Here is a 16,656-nt window from a genome sequence, read left to right as displayed (position 1 = left end):
AAGCCCTTGTCGGCCCGCGGATCTGACGCGGCGCTCTACGTGGCGAACATGTCCTTCCACGTTTTGGGCGCCTTGTTCGTGGCCAAGTCGGCTTGGCGATAAACCTGGCCGTCCGGCGCGACGTAGGTGCCCGTGCGCGGGTCGTACTGGGCAACCCCTACGGACGGGCCCGGCTGGGCGGCATCGCGCCCGAACGCGCTCGGCGCCACCGACGGCGCCGGCGGCGGCGCCCCCGGTGTCTCGCCGCCCGTCGCACTGGCGAGGGAGCCATTCGCGGGGGAAGGCACGTCGATGGGCGCTATCGGCGACACCGCGCCCATCATCGCCGGGTTGAGTGGCGCCGGGGGTATCGGTGGCGCCGGTGGCGTTCCCCGCGGGACAGCTCCCGGGGGCAGCGGCGTCCCCTCCACCGGCCCGAAGATTCTTTCGCGGTTGAAGTTCATCCGGTCGTCCGGCGGGATGCCCTGGGCGATCAGGTTGGGGTCCAGCGGGTAGGTGCCGAACACGTGCTGCCGCATGGCCAGCGGCTGGAATGGCTTGTCGCTCTCGCATATTTCGACGGTCGGCGCGCGCTTTCCGGGCTGCCCCATACACGGGTAGTTGCGGGCGCCGCGCACCCCGATGGGTGAGTCCTGCGGGAGCTTGCAGTACAGGCCGTCCGGTGTGTCGACGACACGGGTATCGGCCGGGGAACGCCATTGGCTGGGCGGCAAGAAGCCCACCGTGCACGCCGGCGGGTCACTGACGATGAGGTTGAAGGCGCCCTTGGCCAGCCCGTCGGGCGCCTTCGTGCCGAGGAACGACTGAATCGCCGCGGTGAACGGCGGCAGCAATACCAAAACCTGCTCTAGGGAGGCGTGATAGGTGACGCCGATCTGCCCCACGGTGGTGAGGTTGGCGAGCAGCACGGGCAGCGTCGGCTTGATCTGGTCGAGCAGGCGGGACGCCTCGTCGAGCGCTCCCGGCCCCTGTTGCAGCAGGGTGCGGATCTGCGGATCGTTTTGGGCCAGCTGCCCGGTCACTCCGGCAAGGCTCTTGGCCCACAGTCGGATCGAGTCCGCCGTCTGCGCCTGCGCATCCAGGAAGGGACCGGTCTCGTCGGTCAGGGTGCGCGTGCGGTCGGCGGCGCCGTTGAGGTCCCCTGAGACTCGGGCCGAAGAGTCGAACAGCGATCCGAAGTCGTAGCCTTCGCCGTTGAAGGCCGTGAAGGACTCGTCGAGCAGCGTGCCGAGCTTGCCCTTGGGGATGCTGTTGATCAGGGCACTGGTCTGGTCGAGCACGGGACCGATCGGCACCGGGAGATCCTGCGCACCGGCGGTGATCTTATCCCCGTCGTGGAGGTAGGGCCCAGAATTGGTTTTCGGCCGCAGATCCACGTAATACTCGCCCACCGCGGACACGCTGAGCACCTTGGCTTCGAGGTCGTGCGCCGGGATTTTCGGCGAAGTATCAAGCCGCATAACGGCTTCGGCACCGTTGGGGGTGAGGGCGATCGAGGTCACCTTACCCATCTGCACTCCGCGATAGGTCACGTTGCTGAAGCGGTACAGTCCCCCGGCGGCGGGCAGTTCCAGCCTGACCGTCATCTTGCCGATGCCGAGCAGCGTGGGCACCTGGATGTACCACAACACCATGAGGACCACACCGACGATGCCCACGATCGTGAAGATCGCCAATTGGATGCGCACGAAACGGGTTAGCACCTAGCGCCCCCCGTCCGTGACTGGAGTCGCCCCCGGCACCGCGGCCCCCTGATCCGCCACCGGCGGGCCGGGCGGCCCGGGCGCCATCGGTGGTTGCGGATCGGGCCTCGCGTTTGGGCCGAGCATGGTCAGACCGGCCTCTATCGGTGACACGGGCGTCGGCGGCGAGTCCGGTGTCGGTCCCGGGCGCGCCCACGGGGGCGGCGGGCCGAAGGGCGCCGGCTCCCCGACCGGTGCGGGCTTGGTCAGTCCCCCGGGCGCCCCGGGCGGCGCGCCGTACCGGAATTGCAGGTATTCCGGGTCCCCGGGTGCGGGGACGCCCTCCGCCCCGATCCGCTCCCAGTGGGTGCCCCGCAGGATGCTCTTGCGCATCCCGGCGTTCGTCAGGTCGATGATGAAATACCCGTTCATGTAGTCGCCCCGGATGTAGCGGTCGACGATGCTCTGGGTGAAGGGGAATGTCGGAGCATAGGAAAGGGCGGAACCGAGATCCGGCCCGACGTCGGCCAGCGCGCCGAGTGCCGGTCCGAGATTCTTCAAGTTACCGACCAGGTCGTCTCCGGCGTCGTTGACGAGTCTGGTAGCGGTGTCGCTGAACGTCCCCAGCTTCTCGAGGGCCGCGGTAAAGCGCGGCCGCTCCTTGATCAGCACCTCCAGCGCGGGCGGAATCTCGTACAGCGCCTGGGTGATCACGTCGCGTTGCCCGGCGAACGTACCGGCGAGGCGGTTCAGCGCCCGGATGGACTCAACGAGATTGTCGCGCTGCTGGTCCAGCGTGCCGACGAACCTGTCGAGGCGGTCGATCAGGTCGCGCGCCTCGCCCGCATGCCCGGACAAGCTGGCGTTGAAGTTATGGATGATGTCGCCGATCTGACCCAGCCCCCCCGCGTTGAGGATCACCGACAGCGACGAGAGCGTCTGCTCCGTCGACGGATAGGTCATCGACCGGTTCAACGGGATCGTGGCCCCCGGCTGCAGCCGTCCCGTCCCATGTTGACCGAGCGGCGGGTTCAGTTGCAGGTGCATGGATCCCAGCAGGCTGGTCTGGCCGACGCTGGCCACGGCGTTCGCGGGGATGACCGTCCCTGGGTTCACCGAAATCTCGACGTCGGCGTGCCAGCCTCCCGTCGTCGACACCCTCATCTTGCTGATGCTGCCGACGATCACGTCGTCGACCATCACCGGCGAATTCGCTTCCAGCGTACCGACGTTGGCGACCTCGACGTGGTAGTGGCTGGCGCCCGGCCCCCGCCCCACCGCGCCCGGCAGGGGCAGCGAATTCAGGCCGTTGAAGGCGCAGCCGGTCGCGGCGAGCATGATACCGCAGCCGATGCCGAGCCACCGTGCACTGGCGTGTATCACGGCTCGGCCGATCATGGTTGCGGCCCTTCGCCTGGAAGCAGCATGTCCGAGAGGTCCGCCGGGGCCGCCGGGGCGGCCGGAGGCGCCTGCGGTGGCGGCGCCGGCGCCGCCGCAGGCGGCGGCACCACCTGCAGGGGCGGCGGCTCGGGCATCGCCGCGCCCGGGATCCGTCCCGGCGGCGGTGGCGGCGGGGCGGCCGGTGGCACGTCGCCGGGCAGACCCGTGTACGCCGAGACCGCCGGCGGCAGCTCGGGCGGCGCCGGCTTCGGGCCCTCACCGCCGGGCGCCAGGCGCTGCTCGCTGTAAACGACGTTCTTCGGATCGAACGCCGGCGCCAAAAGCGGGTTGACCGGGATCGGTAAATAGTTGAAGTTGAAGTACATCAACGGGTTGAACACCTTCAGCGCGGGGCTTAGATACAGGCCGCACAGCTTGCCGGTCTCCACCGCGGTGGCGTTCTCGATGGCCCCGATGTTCGCGCAGTAGGCGAAGGTCGGGTTGCTGAAGTTCTGGAGCCCGACCCCGCCGCGGATGTTTCCGACGTCGGGGTCGTAGTCGTTGTAGGCGTTGGCCAGCGCGTTGGGCGCTACGTGCAGAACGTTTTTCAGCGCCATCTGGTTGTCGACGAGGATCTGCGTCAGGTCGGCCAGCCGCGAGATCTGCTCCGCGGTTTGATCACGACTGCCTTCGATGAACCTCTGGACGTCGCCGACGGCGCTCGACAGGTCAGTCAGTGCCGCGTCCAGCTCGGACTTATTGTCGTCGAGCACGCTGGTGAGCGTTGCCAGCCGGTTATCGAACTGGACGATCTGGACATTGCTGTCGCGCAGGGCCGAGACGAAAGTCTGCAGGTTTTTGATGATGTCGACGATGTTGCCGCTGCCGTTGGCCAGGACCCGCCCGACCCCCGAGAGCTGAGCCAGGGTCTGCCGCAACTTGTCCGCCCTGCCCTCGCCAAGCGCGTCGGCGGCCGTGTCGATGAACCGCCCCACCGACGTCGTCGACACCTTGCTGCTGGGACCCAAATCCGTTGCCAACTTCATCAATTGGATTTTGACCTGGTCCCATTCGACGGGCACCGCCGTGCGCTCGATCGGTATCACCGCACCGTCGCGCATGGTGGGGCCGCTGGACCGATAGGCGGGGGTGAGTTGGACATAGCGGGCGGCCACCAGGTTCTGGGCCACGATCACCGCTTTGGCGTCGGCGGGAATGCGGACGCCGCGATCGACGTGCAACACCAGCTTCGCCTGGGTGCCCTGCGGTTGGATCGATGCGATGGTGCCGACCTTCATGCCGGACACCCGCACGTCGTCGCCCGGATATATCGCCGTCGCCGTGGGGAAGTAGGCGGAGATCGTCGTGGGGCGGAAGAAGGTGTTGCGGATGGCGACCGCGGTGCCGAGCACCAGGAGCCCGGCCAGCGCGATCACCAACCAGACCTTGAGCTTGCCGCGCGGAATCGCCTGCAGCCGCGTCATGGCCGGCCTCCCGGATCCATGTTGAACGGCCATGGGAAGAACGCCCGCGGCCCAGCGGTGTCCGGCGGCTGACCGGGCGCGCCATAGGCGCGGAACCCGAAGGCGTAGTCGAACAGCCACTGGAAGAATTCCATCTGGAACAGGTTCGGGATGAACGGGTTGTAGTAGTAGCCGCTGGACACCGTCTCACCCTGCGTCAGCTCATATTTCGCCAGCCCGGGCAGCGCTTTGGCGATGTTGTCACGGTTCTTCTCCAGCATCGCCGTCACCGAGTTCAGCTTCTCCAGCGACGGCGCCAGCTTCGCCTCGTTGTCGTGCACCACGCCCTTCAGCTGCTTGGCCACCGCGGACGTGCTGGCCAGCAGCCGCACGATCGCCTGCCGCCGCTGCACCAGCATGCCCACCAGGTCGTTGGCGTTGAGGATCAGCGTGTTGAGTTGTGCGCTGCGTTGCGACAGGATGCCGGTGACGTCGGCGGCGCCCTTGAGCAGCTGGCCGAGGGTCTGGTTGCGCGCATTGAGGGCTTGGGAAAGCCGGGTGATCCCGTCGAACGCGGGACCGAGTTGCGGCGAAATCTGATTCAGCGTCGTCGACAGCGTGTCGAGGGAGTGGTTGAGCGCTTCGGTGTCGGTCCCCCCGACGTCGGTCGCGAGGTCACCGACGGCCTCGGACAGCGAATAGGGCGACGACGTGCGCGACGCCGGGATGACACTGAGCGGACGCATCGTGCCACTGCCCGCGGAGTCGACGGTGAGCACCCGCTGACCCAACAGCGAACCCGTCCGGATGTGTGCGGTACTGGCCGACCCCAGCAGGACGTTGCCCTTCACGGTGAACGTCACCAGGACGTCGCCGTTCTGCAGCGACATGCCCGTCACGCTGCCGACCTTGATCCCCGAGATGGTCACGTCATTGCCGGTTGCCAGGCCGCCGGCGTCGGAAAACAGCGCCTGATAGCGCACTGTGGTCGCCCGCTGGACCAGCTGGTCCGGATTAAGCCCGACGGCGATGACAAGCACGATCAACACGGCGCCGATGAATCCGGCCCGAATGAGGCCTGCCCCACGGTATTTGTTCATCAGCCGCCCCCGTCCGTGGGCTCCGCACACCGCCCGGTGACCTGGTGCTTGATGCCGACTTCCACCGTCCGGTACTGCAGATCGGAGACCCGCAGCGCCAGCCCGCACAGGTAGTAGGGGAACCAGGCGCCGTACGCGCCGAGCCTCGTCAGCTTGCGGTAGTCGTTGGGGAGCTTTTGCAGCGTGACGTCGAGGAGGTTCTTGTCCTTGTCCAGCAGCGGCGCCAGCCGACTCACCTGGTCCACCGTGCCCGCCAGCGGTGCACGCGCGCGGCCGAGCAGGTCCGCGATCGAGGCGGTCCCGTTGTCCAGCGCGCTGATCGCTGTTCCGATGGTGTCGCGGTCTTGCGACAGGCCGCTGATCAGCTTCTCCAGGCGGTCGATGGCTCCGGAGAACTTGGTGCCCTCCTTGTTGACGGTGTCCACCACGGTGTTCAGGTTGTCGATCAGCTCCTGCACCGTCTGGTTGTTGTCGGCCAACGCATTCGAGAACGACGACGTCTTGGACAGCAGCGACTGGATGTTCGGACCCTCGCCCTGGAAAACTTGAATGAGTGCCGCGCTCAGCGCGTTGACGTCCTGCGGATTGAGGCCCCGGGTCACGGGCTTCAGCCCGCCGAGCAGGAGGTCGAGATCGAGTGCGGGCGCCGTGCGGTCGAGCGGGATTTGCGCACCGGCCGGCAGCACCTTCGTGGATCCGGGACCGTCGACCAACTCGAGGTAGCGATCACCGACCAGGTTCAGATAGCGGACCACCGCGCGGGTGCCGGTGGTGAGCACCACGCCGCGGTCGGCGTCGAACTTCACCACGACCTTCTTGTCGGGACGCAGGCTGACGCTGTTGACCGTGCCCACGCGAATGCCGGCGACCCGCACCGTCTGGCCGGGCTTCAGCCGCGACACATCGGTGAAGAGCGCGGAATACCCGTTGGTCGAACCGGTCGTGTACTCCCCGAAGATGAAGAACAGGAACACGGTCAGCAGGACCATCACGGTGGCGAACGCCCCGAACTTCACGATCATTGCGCGTGAACCGCTCATCCGGGTTGTCCAACCTGGAAGCTGTTGCGCGGCGGGCCGGCGATCGGCCCGTACAGCATCTGCTTGAGCGCGTCGGAGTTGATCAACAGCTGCTGGTTGCTGTACTGCACGGGGTTGGAGCCGACGTCGGCCACCACGAACGGCGGCGCGGCGTCGAAGGGCACGTTGGGGAGGTCGTGGCACTGCGGCCCACCGGTCGCGGCCACCTTGGGCAAATTGTCCGGGTAGCGGTAGCGTTCGGTGCCGAATCCGACGTAGACCGTCACCTTGACCATCGGCTCGGGCAGGTCGGGCGCCTTGAGGTTCCCCATCGACCCTTTCAGGCCGCACCACAGCGCCTCGTGGTACGCGTTCAGCAGGTCGGTGGTCGGCAACAGGAGATGCAGCACGTCGGTGAGCGCCTGCCTGTTGCCACCGATCACATCGTTGCCCATGTTCGACAAGCCGATTGAGCTGATCAGGAACGCATCCAGGTTCTGCTGCTCGTCGACGATCGACTTGCTGAGCTTGATCGCGTGGTCGGTCGTCGCGAGCAGGTCCGGCGCCGCGTCGCCGTATGCCTTGCTCACCACGGGCAGCGCCTCGAGGTCGTGGCTCAGCGCGGGCAGGCTGGGTTCCTGGGTGGCCAGAAAGGAATCGAGGTCGGAAATCATCTGGCCGATCTTGTGACCGCGGCCGTTGACCGCCGACGCTATCGCACCGAGGGTTTCGCTGAGCTTGGCGGGATCGATGGTCTGCAACAGCGACCTGAGTTGCTCGAAAACCGTGTTGATCTCGACGGTCACCTGCTTGCCGCGCAGTTTTTGGCCGGCCTGCAGGTGCTGCGCCGAGGGCTCGTCGGGGGGGACCAGGTCGACGAACTTCGCGCCGAACGCCGTCGTCGATACGATGTTGACCTGCACATCGCTCGGGATGAGATGCATCTGCGACGGCTGCATCGCCAGGTGCAGGACGGCTTCGCCGTCGGGCTGCACGTCGATCGAGGCGACCTTTCCGACCTCGACACCGCGCATCTTCACCTTGGCGTCCGGATTCATCACCAGGCCGGCGCGCTTCGAGTACACGGTGACGGGCACGCTCTGGGTGAACGAACCCCGGAACAGGCCGATAGCAACGGCGAAGATGATGGCGATCAGGACGATGGTCGCCAACCCGGCCAGGGGACGGGCGTAGGACTGGACGCCGAAGTGGCGACCGGGTGACGCCGCGACAGGCCGTGCGGCGCTGGTGGTTTCGGAACGGTGGATGGGGCCCGGCCCGAGATTGCGCGTCACTGTCCGTTCACCACCTTTCCTAGCCCGACAGGTTGAAGTTGCCGTTGGTGCCGTAGATGGACAGCGAGACGAGCAGCGTCACCGACACGACCACGATCAACGAGGTCCGCACCGCGTTGCCCGTCGCGACGCCGACACCGGCTGGTCCGCCCGAAGCAAAGTAGCCGAAATAGGTGTGGATCAACAAGATCGTGATGGCCATCAGCACGGCTTGCAGGAACGACCACAACAGGTCGATCGGGTTGAGGAACGTCGAGAAGTAGTGCTGATACAGGCCTCCCGACTGACCGAACAGGACCACGGTCGTGAATTGGCTGGCGAGGAACGACAGGATGACGGCGATGGAGTACAACGGCGTGATCGCCATCATCCCGGCCGCGATCCTGGTGCTCACCAGATACGAAACCGGCCGGATCGCCATCGATTCCAGCGCGTCGATCTCTTCGTTGATCCGCATGGCGCCCAGCTGCGCGGTGACGCCGGCGCCAAAGGTGGCGGCCAAACCGATTCCCGCGACGATCGGGGCGGCGATCCGCACGTTGATGAACGCCGCCAAAAACCCGGTCAGCGCCTCGATCCCGATGTTGCCCAGCGAGCTGTACCCCTGGACCGCCAGCGTGCCACCCGCAGCCAGCGTCAAAAAGCCGACGATGCACAGCGTTCCGCCGATCATGGCCAAAGTGCCCGCACCCATGCTGATTTCGGCTATGAGGCGGATGACTTCCCGGCGGTAGTGGCGGACGGCAAACGGGACGCCGGCAAGAGCCTGGGCGTAGAACAGCGTGTGATCACCGATGCGGCCCAAAAAGGCTACCGGCTTGTCGATCTGCCGCGTCAGGCGCGGATAGGTGGCGCGCAGAGTGATCACGGTTTGTCCCTACACCTCCTCAATGACCCTTGGTCGACATCCGGATGCCGATGGCGGTGACAACCACATTGACAACGAACAGCGACATGAACGCATAAACCACGGTTTCGTTGACCGCGTTGCCGACGGCCTTGGCGCCGCCGGAGACCGTCAGGCCGCGATAACACGCGACCAATCCGGCGATCAGGCCGAAAAGCGCTGCCTTGACACACGAAATGACCACCTCGGGCACCCCGGTCAGCAGGGTGATGCCCGCGGCGAACGCCCCCGGATTCACGTCTTGCACGAAGACGGAAAAAACGTAGCCGCCCACGATGCCGATGATGACGACGAGGCTGTTCAGCAGCAGCGCCACCAGGCCGGAAGCGAGCATGCGCGGGGTGACCAGGCGCTGCACCGGGTTGATACCCAGCACCTCCATCGCGTCGATCTCCTCGCGGATCGTTCGCGAACCCAGGTCCGCGCACATCGCCGTGGAACCGGCGCCCGCCACGATCAGCACCGTCACCAGCGGGCCAACCTGGGTCACCGCGCCGAAAGCCGCACCCGCACCGGACAAGTCCGCCGCGCCCAGCTCGCGCAGCAGGATGTTGAGGGTGAAGCTGACCAGGACGGTGAACGGGATGGCCACCAGCAACGTGGGCGCCAGCGCGACCCGGGCGATGAACCACGACTGCTCCAAAAACTCACGCCACTGGAAGGGCCGGCGGAACACGAACTTGATCGCGTCGGCCGACATCGCGAACAACCCGCCGACCGCCTCCATGGGTTTGGAGCCGCGGCCCAACGAAATGCCACCCGTCCACCGCTCCGGTCCGGCCCGCTTGATCGCCATCGCCCTCAGCTCCCTCCACCACTTTTCAGACCGGCAGTCTTGTTTTGCCGCACCGGTCGTTGGGGATTCGGCTGAACCAACCGACACGAACACGCATCAGCGACGGTGAAATGCGTAGCGGGCAGCGACGTTCCGGCGGCTCGCTCCGGCGTCACTACCGCTACCATCCTCACGCCCGTCCTCCGTTTCGCCGCGTGAGTTGGCGCTCCAAAAACGAGGTGCCCCAGGTCTTGAAGCGTCCGGCGATTATGACTCATACCGCGTCCCGGCGTAGCGAAAAATGCACAACCGTTATCGGGTGGCCCCCCCGGTGAGAGGCGACGTTCGGCTCGAGCATTCCGGGTGGCTCCGGTCCCTGCGGCACTCAAGTGACGGCGCCGGCGGTCTTGAGTTCGATGATGCGGTCCCAGTCGAGCCCGATTTCCATCAGGATCTCGTCGGTCTGCTCGGCGAAACCGGGCGCCGGACCGGTGTGCGGCGCGCTGACATCGAACTGGACGGGGTTGGCGACCAGATCGAGTTCGCCTGCGCGAACCAGGTACTCGTTCGCGCGGATTTGCGCGTCTTCGACGGCCTGCAAGGTGTCTTGCACGGGCGCCCATGGTCCGGCGAGCGTGGCAAAGCGTTCGCTCCACTCGGCTAGCGTGCGGGTTGCGATCACCTTGGTCAAGATCTCGACGGCATCCGCGGTGTTGGCGGCGATCGTCTCGACGGTGGCGAATCGGGGGTCGTCGGCCAGCTCGGGCAGGTCGACGTGGCGGCAAACGTCGGCCCAGAACTTGGTGGGCTGCATCATCACGAAGGAGATGTAGCGGCCGTCGGAGGTCGCGTACAGCCCGACCAATGGATTGTTCGGCGCCCCGTGCACTCCCGGCGGTGGCGATTCCAGCCGCTGCCCCAGATGCTTTGTCAACGCGACGGTGTGACCCATCGACCACAGGCCACTGCCGAGCAGCGACACGTCGACGACCGAGGGTTCGCCGGTGCGTTCGCGCTTCAGCAGCGCCGCCGCGATGCCACCGGCGAGGTTGGTGCCCGAGATGGTGTCACCGTAGGCGGGCCCGGGCGGCGCGATCATGCCGGGCATCCCCGCCGGAGTGATGGTGGCCGCGGTCCCCGCCCGGCACCAAAAGGCCGTCATGTCATAGCCGCCCTTGGCCGCCTCCTGGCCGCGCGGGCCGAGGGCGCTTCCACGGGCGTAGACGATGTTCGGGTTCACCGCCCGAATGTCATCGACATCGATGCCGAACTTCCGCCGGGCGTCGGGCAGAAAACTGGTCAGGAACACGTCGGACCGGCGGGCCAGCTCGTAGAGCACGTCCTTGCCCTCGGGCACCGACATGTCCAGGCCGATGCTGCGCTTGCCGCGGTTGGCGTGCTCGATGTTGGGGTTCGGGTCACCTTCGACGCGCAGCATGCCCGTCTGCCGGAGTCCGCGCTGTGGGTCGCCGGTCACGGCGTGCTCGACCTTGACCACGTCGGCTCCCCACTCGGCCAGCACCGCGCCGGCCGAGGGGACGAAGCCGTACATGGCGACTTCCAAAATCCGGATGCCCTCGAGTGGCCTCATGCATCCCCTTCCTGTGCGGGCGCCGCCGGCACAGCCGATACCGCCAAAGTCGTGCGTCCCAGGAACTCCTCGGGCCCGGCCCTATCTCGCGGCCGACACCGGACTGGCTTTCAGCGCTTCCCCGATGTGGTGCCGATCACGATAACTTCATTCTCTTCACCGGCGAATCTTACATTCGCCTCTCGATAATTCAAGAAGCCCTCGGGAATCGAGACGGCCCGTCTACCAGCGGCGTTGTCGCCCACACCGCGCGGTGGCCCACCCCTCCGCGCAGGCTGAAAGCGGTTTCGAGGCCATGTTGCACGCGGCTCGGCGCCGAGAGTAAGGTTCTCATAATTGCAAGGGAGATTCTTTGTGACTGAGACGGCCCCGTATGGAGGCGAACATAGCCTGGTGTCGGCGACGTGAAGACCGCCGTTGTCACCGGTGGCGGATCCGGAATCGGTCAGGCCATCGCGCAACGCCTGCGCGCCGATGGCCTTGACGTCGCCACGATCGACCTCAGGCCCGCGGAAGCCGACTTCGCCTTCACCGCCGACGTCACGGACCGGTCGCAGGTGGATGCCGCGCTCTCCGCGATCCGTGCGCGGCTGGGGCCGGTGACGGTCCTGGTCAACGCCGCGGGACTGGACGGCTTCAAGCGGTTCACCAACATCACCTTCGAGGACTGGCAGCGGGTAATCGACGTCAACCTGAACGGCGTCTTCCACATGATCCAGGCGGTCCTGCCCGACATGGTGGAGGCCGGTTGGGGGCGCATCGTCAACATCTCCTCGTCGAGCACGCACTCCGGCGCGCCATACATGAGCCACTACGTCGCGGCCAAGTCCGCGGTCAACGGTCTCACCAAGTCGCTGGCGCTCGAATACGGGCCCAGCGGTATCACCGTCAACGCCGTGCCGCCGGGGTTCATCGACACCCCGATGCTGCGCGCCGCCGAACAAAAGGGATTCCTGGGCGACATCGAGGCGACCATCGCCCGGACGCCGGTGCGCCGGATCGGCAGGCCGGAAGACATCGCCGCGGCGTGCGCATTCCTGGTCTCCGACGAGGCCAGCTACATCACCGGCCAGATATTGGGCGTAAACGGCGGCAGAAACACTTAAGGAGGCACCGTGAAGGTCTGGGTTGATCCCGAACGCTGCCAGGGCCACACCCTTTGCGCGATGATCGCACCGGATTCCTTCCAGCTCAGCGACATCGACGGCACGTCGTCGGCAACCGAAGAAGTGGTGCCGGCCGATCGCGAGGATCAGGTTCGCGAGGCCGCCCACTCATGCCCGGAACAGGCCATCATCATCACGGATGAAACGTAAAGGGAGACGGTGTCTTGAGCGTCGACGAGGTCGCCAGCGACAGCGATCGTAAGCGAAACCGGTATCACTTCGATCGGCACTCCGCGGAGTACCGCTCACAATTCAAGGCCATCACCGAGGAGATGCACGCTCGGTGCCCGATAGCCTGGAGCGACACCTACGGCGGGCATTGGGTGGCAGCCGGCAGCAACGAGGTGTTCGAGCTCGCCCGCTGCCCCGCGGTCTCCAACGATCACGACATCCACGGCGAGCGGCGGGGCTACAAAGGCATTTCGATCCCGACGGCCAGCCGCGTCAACGCCGTCCGAGGCGGCATCCTGGAGATGGACGACCCCGAGCACCGCATCTACCGCACCGTGTTGAACCCTTACCTGTCGCCTGCCGCGGTCAAGCGCTGGGCACCGTTCGTCGACGACGTGACGCGCGCGTGCCTCAACGAGAAGATCGAGGAAGGCCAGATCGACTTCGTCGACGACCTGGCCAACGTCGTTCCGGCCGTGCTGACGCTGGCGATGCTGGGCATCCCGCTGAAGAAGTGGAGCATGTACAGCGAGCCCGTCCACGCCGCGGTGTACACGCCCGAGCACTCCCCCGACATCGAGCGCGTCACCGAGATGCACCGGCAGATGGGGCTCGACATGGTCAACAGCATGATCGAGATCCGCGAGAACCCGCGGCCCGGCATCGTCAACGGCCTGTTACAGATGCGCATCGACGGCGAGCCCGCGCCGGACCTGGAGATCCTCGGCAATCTCGGGCTGGTCATCGGCGGCGGATTCGACACCACGACGGCGCTGACCGCGCATTCGCTCGAATGGCTGTCGGAGAACCTCGACGAGCGGGAACGCCTGCGCGCCAACCTCGACACGCTGCTCGACCCCGCGACCGAGGAGTTCCTGCGCTACTTCACCCCGGCACCCGGCGACGGGCGGACCTTCTCCGACGACGTCGAGCTCAACGGCAACCTCTTCAAAGAGGGCGAACGCCTGTGGATCTCGTGGGCGATGGCCAACCGCGACCCCGCGGTTTTCCGCGAGCCGGACAAGATCGTCCTCGACCGTAAGGGCAACCGGCACTTCAGCTTCGGGATCGGCGTCCACCGTTGCATCGGCTCCAACGTGGCTCGGACGGTGTTCAAGTCGATGCTGACCGCGGTGCTCGACCGGATGCCCGACTACCACTGCGAGCCGGAAGGCGCAGTGCACTACGAGACCATCGGCGTCATCCAGGGCATGCGCAAGCTGCCGGCGACCTTTACCCCCGGTCCGCGGATCGGCGCCGGCCTCGACGAGACCCTCGACAAACTGCAGCGCATCTGCGAGGAGCAGGAACTCGCCCGGCCCGTCACCGAGCGCAAGGAAGCCGCCGTCATCGACTAGGCGGGACCTCCCGCGAGGAACTCAGCGGCGGGGCAGGCCCAGGACGCGCTGGGCGATGATGTTGCGCTGGATCTCCGACGTGCCGCCCGCGATGGTGCCGGAAAAGCTTCGGGCGTAACGCTCGAACCAGCTGGCGAAATAGTGGTCGAGGTTCATGTGCGCGTACGGCCCGGTCTGCCCGGGGTGGACGAGCCCGTCGGACCCCGCGGAGGTCAGTGCGAGTTCCATGCCACGCAGCTCCGCCTCGGACCCGAGCAGCTTGAGCACCGAGATCGCGGCCACGTCGTCCTCGCCCCGGGCCGCGCGCGCCAGGGCCGCCGACCCCAGCAGGCGCAACGCCTGCTTGTCCATGATCGTGCTGGCGTACTGGTCGCGCTCGAACTCGGTGGTGGGATGGAAATCGGCGATCATGTTGTCGAGCCGGTCGGCAAAGCCCAGCCACATCATCGTCCGCTCGTGCCCGAGCGAGCCGTTGGCCACGCGCCATCCCTGGTCGAGCCCGCCGACCAGGTTCTCCGCCGGAACCCGCGCGTCGGTGAAGAAGACCTCGTTGAAGTCCAGATCGTCCGCCGCGCAGATCGAGGGGAACGGCCGGCGCACCACGCCGGGGGTATCGGTCGGGATCAGCAATGCGCTGATTCCCTTGTGTTTTGGCACATCCGCGTTGGTCCGCACAAAGGTCAGCAACACGTCGGCGTCGTGGGCCCCGGACGTCCACACCTTTTGGCCGTTGACGACGAAGTGGTCGCCATCCCGCACCGCGCGGGTTCGCAGCGACGCCAGGTCCGAGCCGGCGCTGGGTTCGCTCATGCCCAGCGAGGCGGTGATCTCGGCGCGCAGGATCGGCACCGCCCAGCACCGCTTCTGTTCGTCGCTGCCGAACGACAACAGCGACGCCGCAACGATGTTCACGCCCTGCGGGTTGAAGCTGTGGTACATCCGGCGTCGGGACAGTTCCTCCAGATAGACGAACTGCTGGATGACGGTCGCGTTGCGGCCGCCGAATTCCGGTGGTTGGCCGGGCAGCAGCCAGCCGTTGTCGAACAGCAGCCGCTGCCAGCGACGGGCCCACTGCGGCATGTGGGAGACCGAGCGGGGCCGCTCCAGGGTTTCGCTTGCGTCGGGCAGGTTTTCGTCGAGAAACGCCGCAAACTCCGCCCGAAACGCCTCGACGTCGGGATCAAAAGTCAGCTGCACGGTACTCCTCCGCGATCCGCGCGCGGTGCTCCGCGGCGCCGCCGAGCATGAGCTCACCCGCTTTGGCCCGCTTGAGCGCGAACTGCAGGTCGTTCTCCCAGGTGAATCCCATCGCCCCGAAAAGCTGTAGGCCGTGCCGGAATACGAGCGACTGACACTCCCCCGCCGAGGCCTTGGCCATCGCGGCCGCCAGCCGGCGACGTGGATCGTCGGCCGCGATCGTCAACGCGGCGAAGTAGGCCAGCGCGCGGGCGCGTTCCACCGCGACGTGCATGTCGGCGGCCTTGTGCTGGACGGCCTGGAACGAGCCGATCGGCGCGCCAAACTGCTGCCGGTTGCGGACATGCTCGAGCACCAGGTCCAGGATGCGCTGGCAGGCGCCGACCATCGTGATTGCCATGCCAGTCAACGCGATGTGGTGCGCGCGCTCGGCGTCGACGGGGAGCCGGGCGCTGTCGGGCAGGCGGACATCGGCGAACGACAGGTCGGCGACGTGCAGCACGGGGTCGAACACCGCCGAGCGGCGGGCCGACACCTGGTTGGCCGCGACGACGAACACGCCGGCGTCGGTCGGCACCGCCAGCCGGTCGACGCGATCGCCGTCGAGCACGTGGCGCGCCGTGCCGTGCAGCACCCAGCCGTCGGGGTCGCGGTGCGCCACGACACCGCCGTACACGGCGGTGCCCGATTCGTGCGGGTCGAAGCGGTCGGCGGCCAGCGGCGCGAATTGGCTCATCGTCGCCAGGTACGGGGTGGGGTCGGTGGCGCGCCCCAACTCCTCGAGCACGATCGCCAACTCGACGGCGCCCGCCGGGTCGTTCAGCTCCGTCCAGCCCTGGTCCACATAGGACTTCCACAATCCTTCCCAGAGGGGCGTCTGGTCGCCATCGTCCTCGGCCACGCTGCGGACCAACGACGGCGGGCACTGCTTGGCGACGGCGTCGCGCACGGTCTGCTGCCACAGCCGCTGATCAGCATCGAACTCCAACAGCATCCGGGCCGCCTCCTGTCGTCACCGCCATCGCGAGAATAACATTCTCTATCGCGGAAGTAATAATCTCGAAAAAGGGCTACGAGGTGCAATTACGTCGGCCGGTGCGATGGCGCCGGGCGGTTCGCACTGCTGTACGAAGGTCGTACACACCGGCAGTTAAGGAGAATTGCAGTGGATGGCGAGACATACCAACGAGGCCTCGAAATCCGCTCGGCGGTGCTGGGCGAGGACTACGTCAACCGCGCGCTGGCCACCACGAACGATTTCACCAAGCCCCTGCAGGACCTCATCACCGAGTACTGCTGGGGGGCGGTGTGGGGGCGCGAGGGGCTCCCCCTCAAGACGCGCAGCATGCTCAACCTGGCCATGATCTCCGTCCTGAACCGCCCGAACGAATTGCGCACCCACGTCAAGGCGGCGCTGACCAACGGCGTCAGCCGAGAGGAGATTCGCGAAATTCTGCTGCAGGTGGCCATTTACGGCGGCGTGCCCGCCGCGGTCGACAGCTTCCGCATCGCAGGCGAGGCGTTCGCCGAAGTGGACGAGGGCTAGGCCGCA

General features: G+C 66.6%; 15 protein-coding genes. 4 read left to right on the top strand and 11 right to left on the bottom strand.

Annotation, left to right across the window (positions count from 1 at the left end; translation table 11 throughout):
- Positions 1-35: 35 nt before the first annotated feature.
- The 9 genes from BST11_RS03795 to BST11_RS03755 all read right to left on the bottom strand — a co-directional run bounded on the left by BST11_RS03795 (position 36) and on the right by BST11_RS03755 (position 11,212).
- Positions 36-1,703, bottom strand: coding sequence for an MCE family protein (locus BST11_RS03795; RefSeq protein WP_083136649.1), 1,668 nt, complete (start codon positions 1,701-1,703; stop codon positions 36-38).
- A complete protein-coding gene (locus tag BST11_RS03790; RefSeq protein ID WP_083136648.1) occupies positions 1,704-3,080 on the bottom strand; it encodes an MCE family protein in 1,377 nt (458 codons plus the stop codon).
- Complete coding sequence (locus BST11_RS03785; RefSeq protein ID WP_083136647.1) at positions 3,077-4,546, bottom strand: MCE family protein; 1,470 nt, start codon at positions 4,544-4,546, stop codon at positions 3,077-3,079. Before BST11_RS03785 ends, BST11_RS03790 begins: the two co-directional genes overlap by 4 nt.
- The gene (locus tag BST11_RS03780) at positions 4,543-5,625 is read right to left on the bottom strand and encodes an MCE family protein (protein ID WP_067322423.1); all 1,083 of its coding nucleotides are present in this window, start codon (positions 5,623-5,625) and stop codon (positions 4,543-4,545) included. The genes BST11_RS03785 and BST11_RS03780 overlap by 4 nt, the downstream gene beginning before the upstream one ends.
- Positions 5,625-6,665, bottom strand: a complete 1,041-nt coding sequence (locus tag BST11_RS03775) for an MCE family protein (protein WP_067322427.1) — start codon at positions 6,663-6,665, stop codon at positions 5,625-5,627. The genes BST11_RS03780 and BST11_RS03775 overlap by 1 nt, the downstream gene beginning before the upstream one ends.
- Positions 6,662-7,939, bottom strand: coding sequence for an MCE family protein (locus tag BST11_RS03770; RefSeq protein WP_082958031.1), 1,278 nt, complete (start codon positions 7,937-7,939; stop codon positions 6,662-6,664). The genes BST11_RS03775 and BST11_RS03770 overlap by 4 nt, the downstream gene beginning before the upstream one ends.
- A 19-nt stretch (positions 7,940-7,958) precedes the next feature.
- On the bottom strand, positions 7,959-8,804 hold the full coding sequence (locus BST11_RS03765) for an MlaE family ABC transporter permease (protein WP_067322537.1): 846 nt from the start codon (positions 8,802-8,804) through the stop codon (positions 7,959-7,961).
- Positions 8,805-8,826: 22 nt separating this feature from the next.
- Positions 8,827-9,642, bottom strand: coding sequence for an MlaE family ABC transporter permease (locus BST11_RS03760; protein WP_067322433.1), 816 nt, complete (start codon positions 9,640-9,642; stop codon positions 8,827-8,829).
- A gap of 364 nt (positions 9,643-10,006) precedes the next feature.
- On the bottom strand, positions 10,007-11,212 hold the full coding sequence (locus BST11_RS03755) for a CaiB/BaiF CoA transferase family protein (protein ID WP_083136646.1): 1,206 nt from the start codon (positions 11,210-11,212) through the stop codon (positions 10,007-10,009).
- A gap of 404 nt (positions 11,213-11,616) precedes the next feature.
- Between BST11_RS03755 and BST11_RS03750 the strand changes: the two genes are divergently transcribed.
- From BST11_RS03750 to BST11_RS03740, 3 genes are read left to right on the top strand one after another with little or no spacing between them, the layout of a single operon-like run.
- On the top strand, positions 11,617-12,318 hold the full coding sequence (locus tag BST11_RS03750) for an SDR family NAD(P)-dependent oxidoreductase (protein ID WP_083136645.1): 702 nt from the start codon (positions 11,617-11,619) through the stop codon (positions 12,316-12,318).
- A 9-nt stretch (positions 12,319-12,327) separates the two neighbouring features.
- A complete protein-coding gene (locus BST11_RS03745) occupies positions 12,328-12,528 on the top strand; it encodes a ferredoxin (protein WP_083136644.1) in 201 nt (66 codons plus the stop codon).
- Between the two features lie 14 nt (positions 12,529-12,542).
- Positions 12,543-13,907, top strand: a complete 1,365-nt coding sequence (locus tag BST11_RS03740; protein ID WP_083136643.1) for a cytochrome P450 — start codon at positions 12,543-12,545, stop codon at positions 13,905-13,907.
- A gap of 21 nt (positions 13,908-13,928) precedes the next feature.
- Here the strand turns inward: BST11_RS03740 and BST11_RS03735 are convergent, their stop codons facing one another.
- Positions 13,929-15,104: an acyl-CoA dehydrogenase family protein gene (locus BST11_RS03735; RefSeq protein WP_083136642.1), complete on the bottom strand. Its 1,176-nt coding sequence runs from the start codon at positions 15,102-15,104 to the stop codon at positions 13,929-13,931.
- Positions 15,088-16,098: an acyl-CoA dehydrogenase family protein gene (locus BST11_RS03730; RefSeq protein WP_083136641.1), complete on the bottom strand. Its 1,011-nt coding sequence runs from the start codon at positions 16,096-16,098 to the stop codon at positions 15,088-15,090. The genes BST11_RS03735 and BST11_RS03730 overlap by 17 nt, the downstream gene beginning before the upstream one ends.
- 171 nt (positions 16,099-16,269) lie before the next feature.
- Between BST11_RS03730 and BST11_RS03725 the strand changes: the two genes are divergently transcribed.
- On the top strand, positions 16,270-16,650 hold the full coding sequence (locus BST11_RS03725) for a carboxymuconolactone decarboxylase family protein (protein WP_083136640.1): 381 nt from the start codon (positions 16,270-16,272) through the stop codon (positions 16,648-16,650).
- Positions 16,651-16,656 lie beyond the last annotated feature (6 nt).

This window comes from Mycobacterium alsense, from assembly GCF_002086635.1.
In the GTDB taxonomy this organism is placed as follows: domain Bacteria; phylum Actinomycetota; class Actinomycetes; order Mycobacteriales; family Mycobacteriaceae; genus Mycobacterium; species Mycobacterium alsense.
The sequence above is the reverse complement of the archived record's forward strand: the minus strand, read 5'-3'. Positions and strand labels throughout refer to the sequence as shown.

Excerpts from the sequence above, each read along its gene's own strand:
- BST11_RS03730 (WP_083136641.1), bottom strand. The coding sequence starts at position 16,098 with ATGCTGTTGGAGTTCGATGCTGATCAGCGGCTGTGGCAGCAGACCGTG.
- BST11_RS03785 (WP_083136647.1), bottom strand. The coding sequence starts at position 4,546 with ATGACGCGGCTGCAGGCGATTCCGCGCGGCAAGCTCAAGGTCTGGTTG.
- BST11_RS03760 (WP_067322433.1), bottom strand. The coding sequence starts at position 9,642 with ATGGCGATCAAGCGGGCCGGACCGGAGCGGTGGACGGGTGGCATTTCG.
- BST11_RS03775 (WP_067322427.1), bottom strand. The coding sequence starts at position 6,665 with ATGAGCGGTTCACGCGCAATGATCGTGAAGTTCGGGGCGTTCGCCACC.
- BST11_RS03755 (WP_083136646.1), bottom strand. The coding sequence starts at position 11,212 with ATGAGGCCACTCGAGGGCATCCGGATTTTGGAAGTCGCCATGTACGGC.
- BST11_RS03790 (WP_083136648.1), bottom strand. The coding sequence starts at position 3,080 with ATGATCGGCCGAGCCGTGATACACGCCAGTGCACGGTGGCTCGGCATC.
- BST11_RS03780 (WP_067322423.1), bottom strand. The coding sequence starts at position 5,625 with ATGAACAAATACCGTGGGGCAGGCCTCATTCGGGCCGGATTCATCGGC.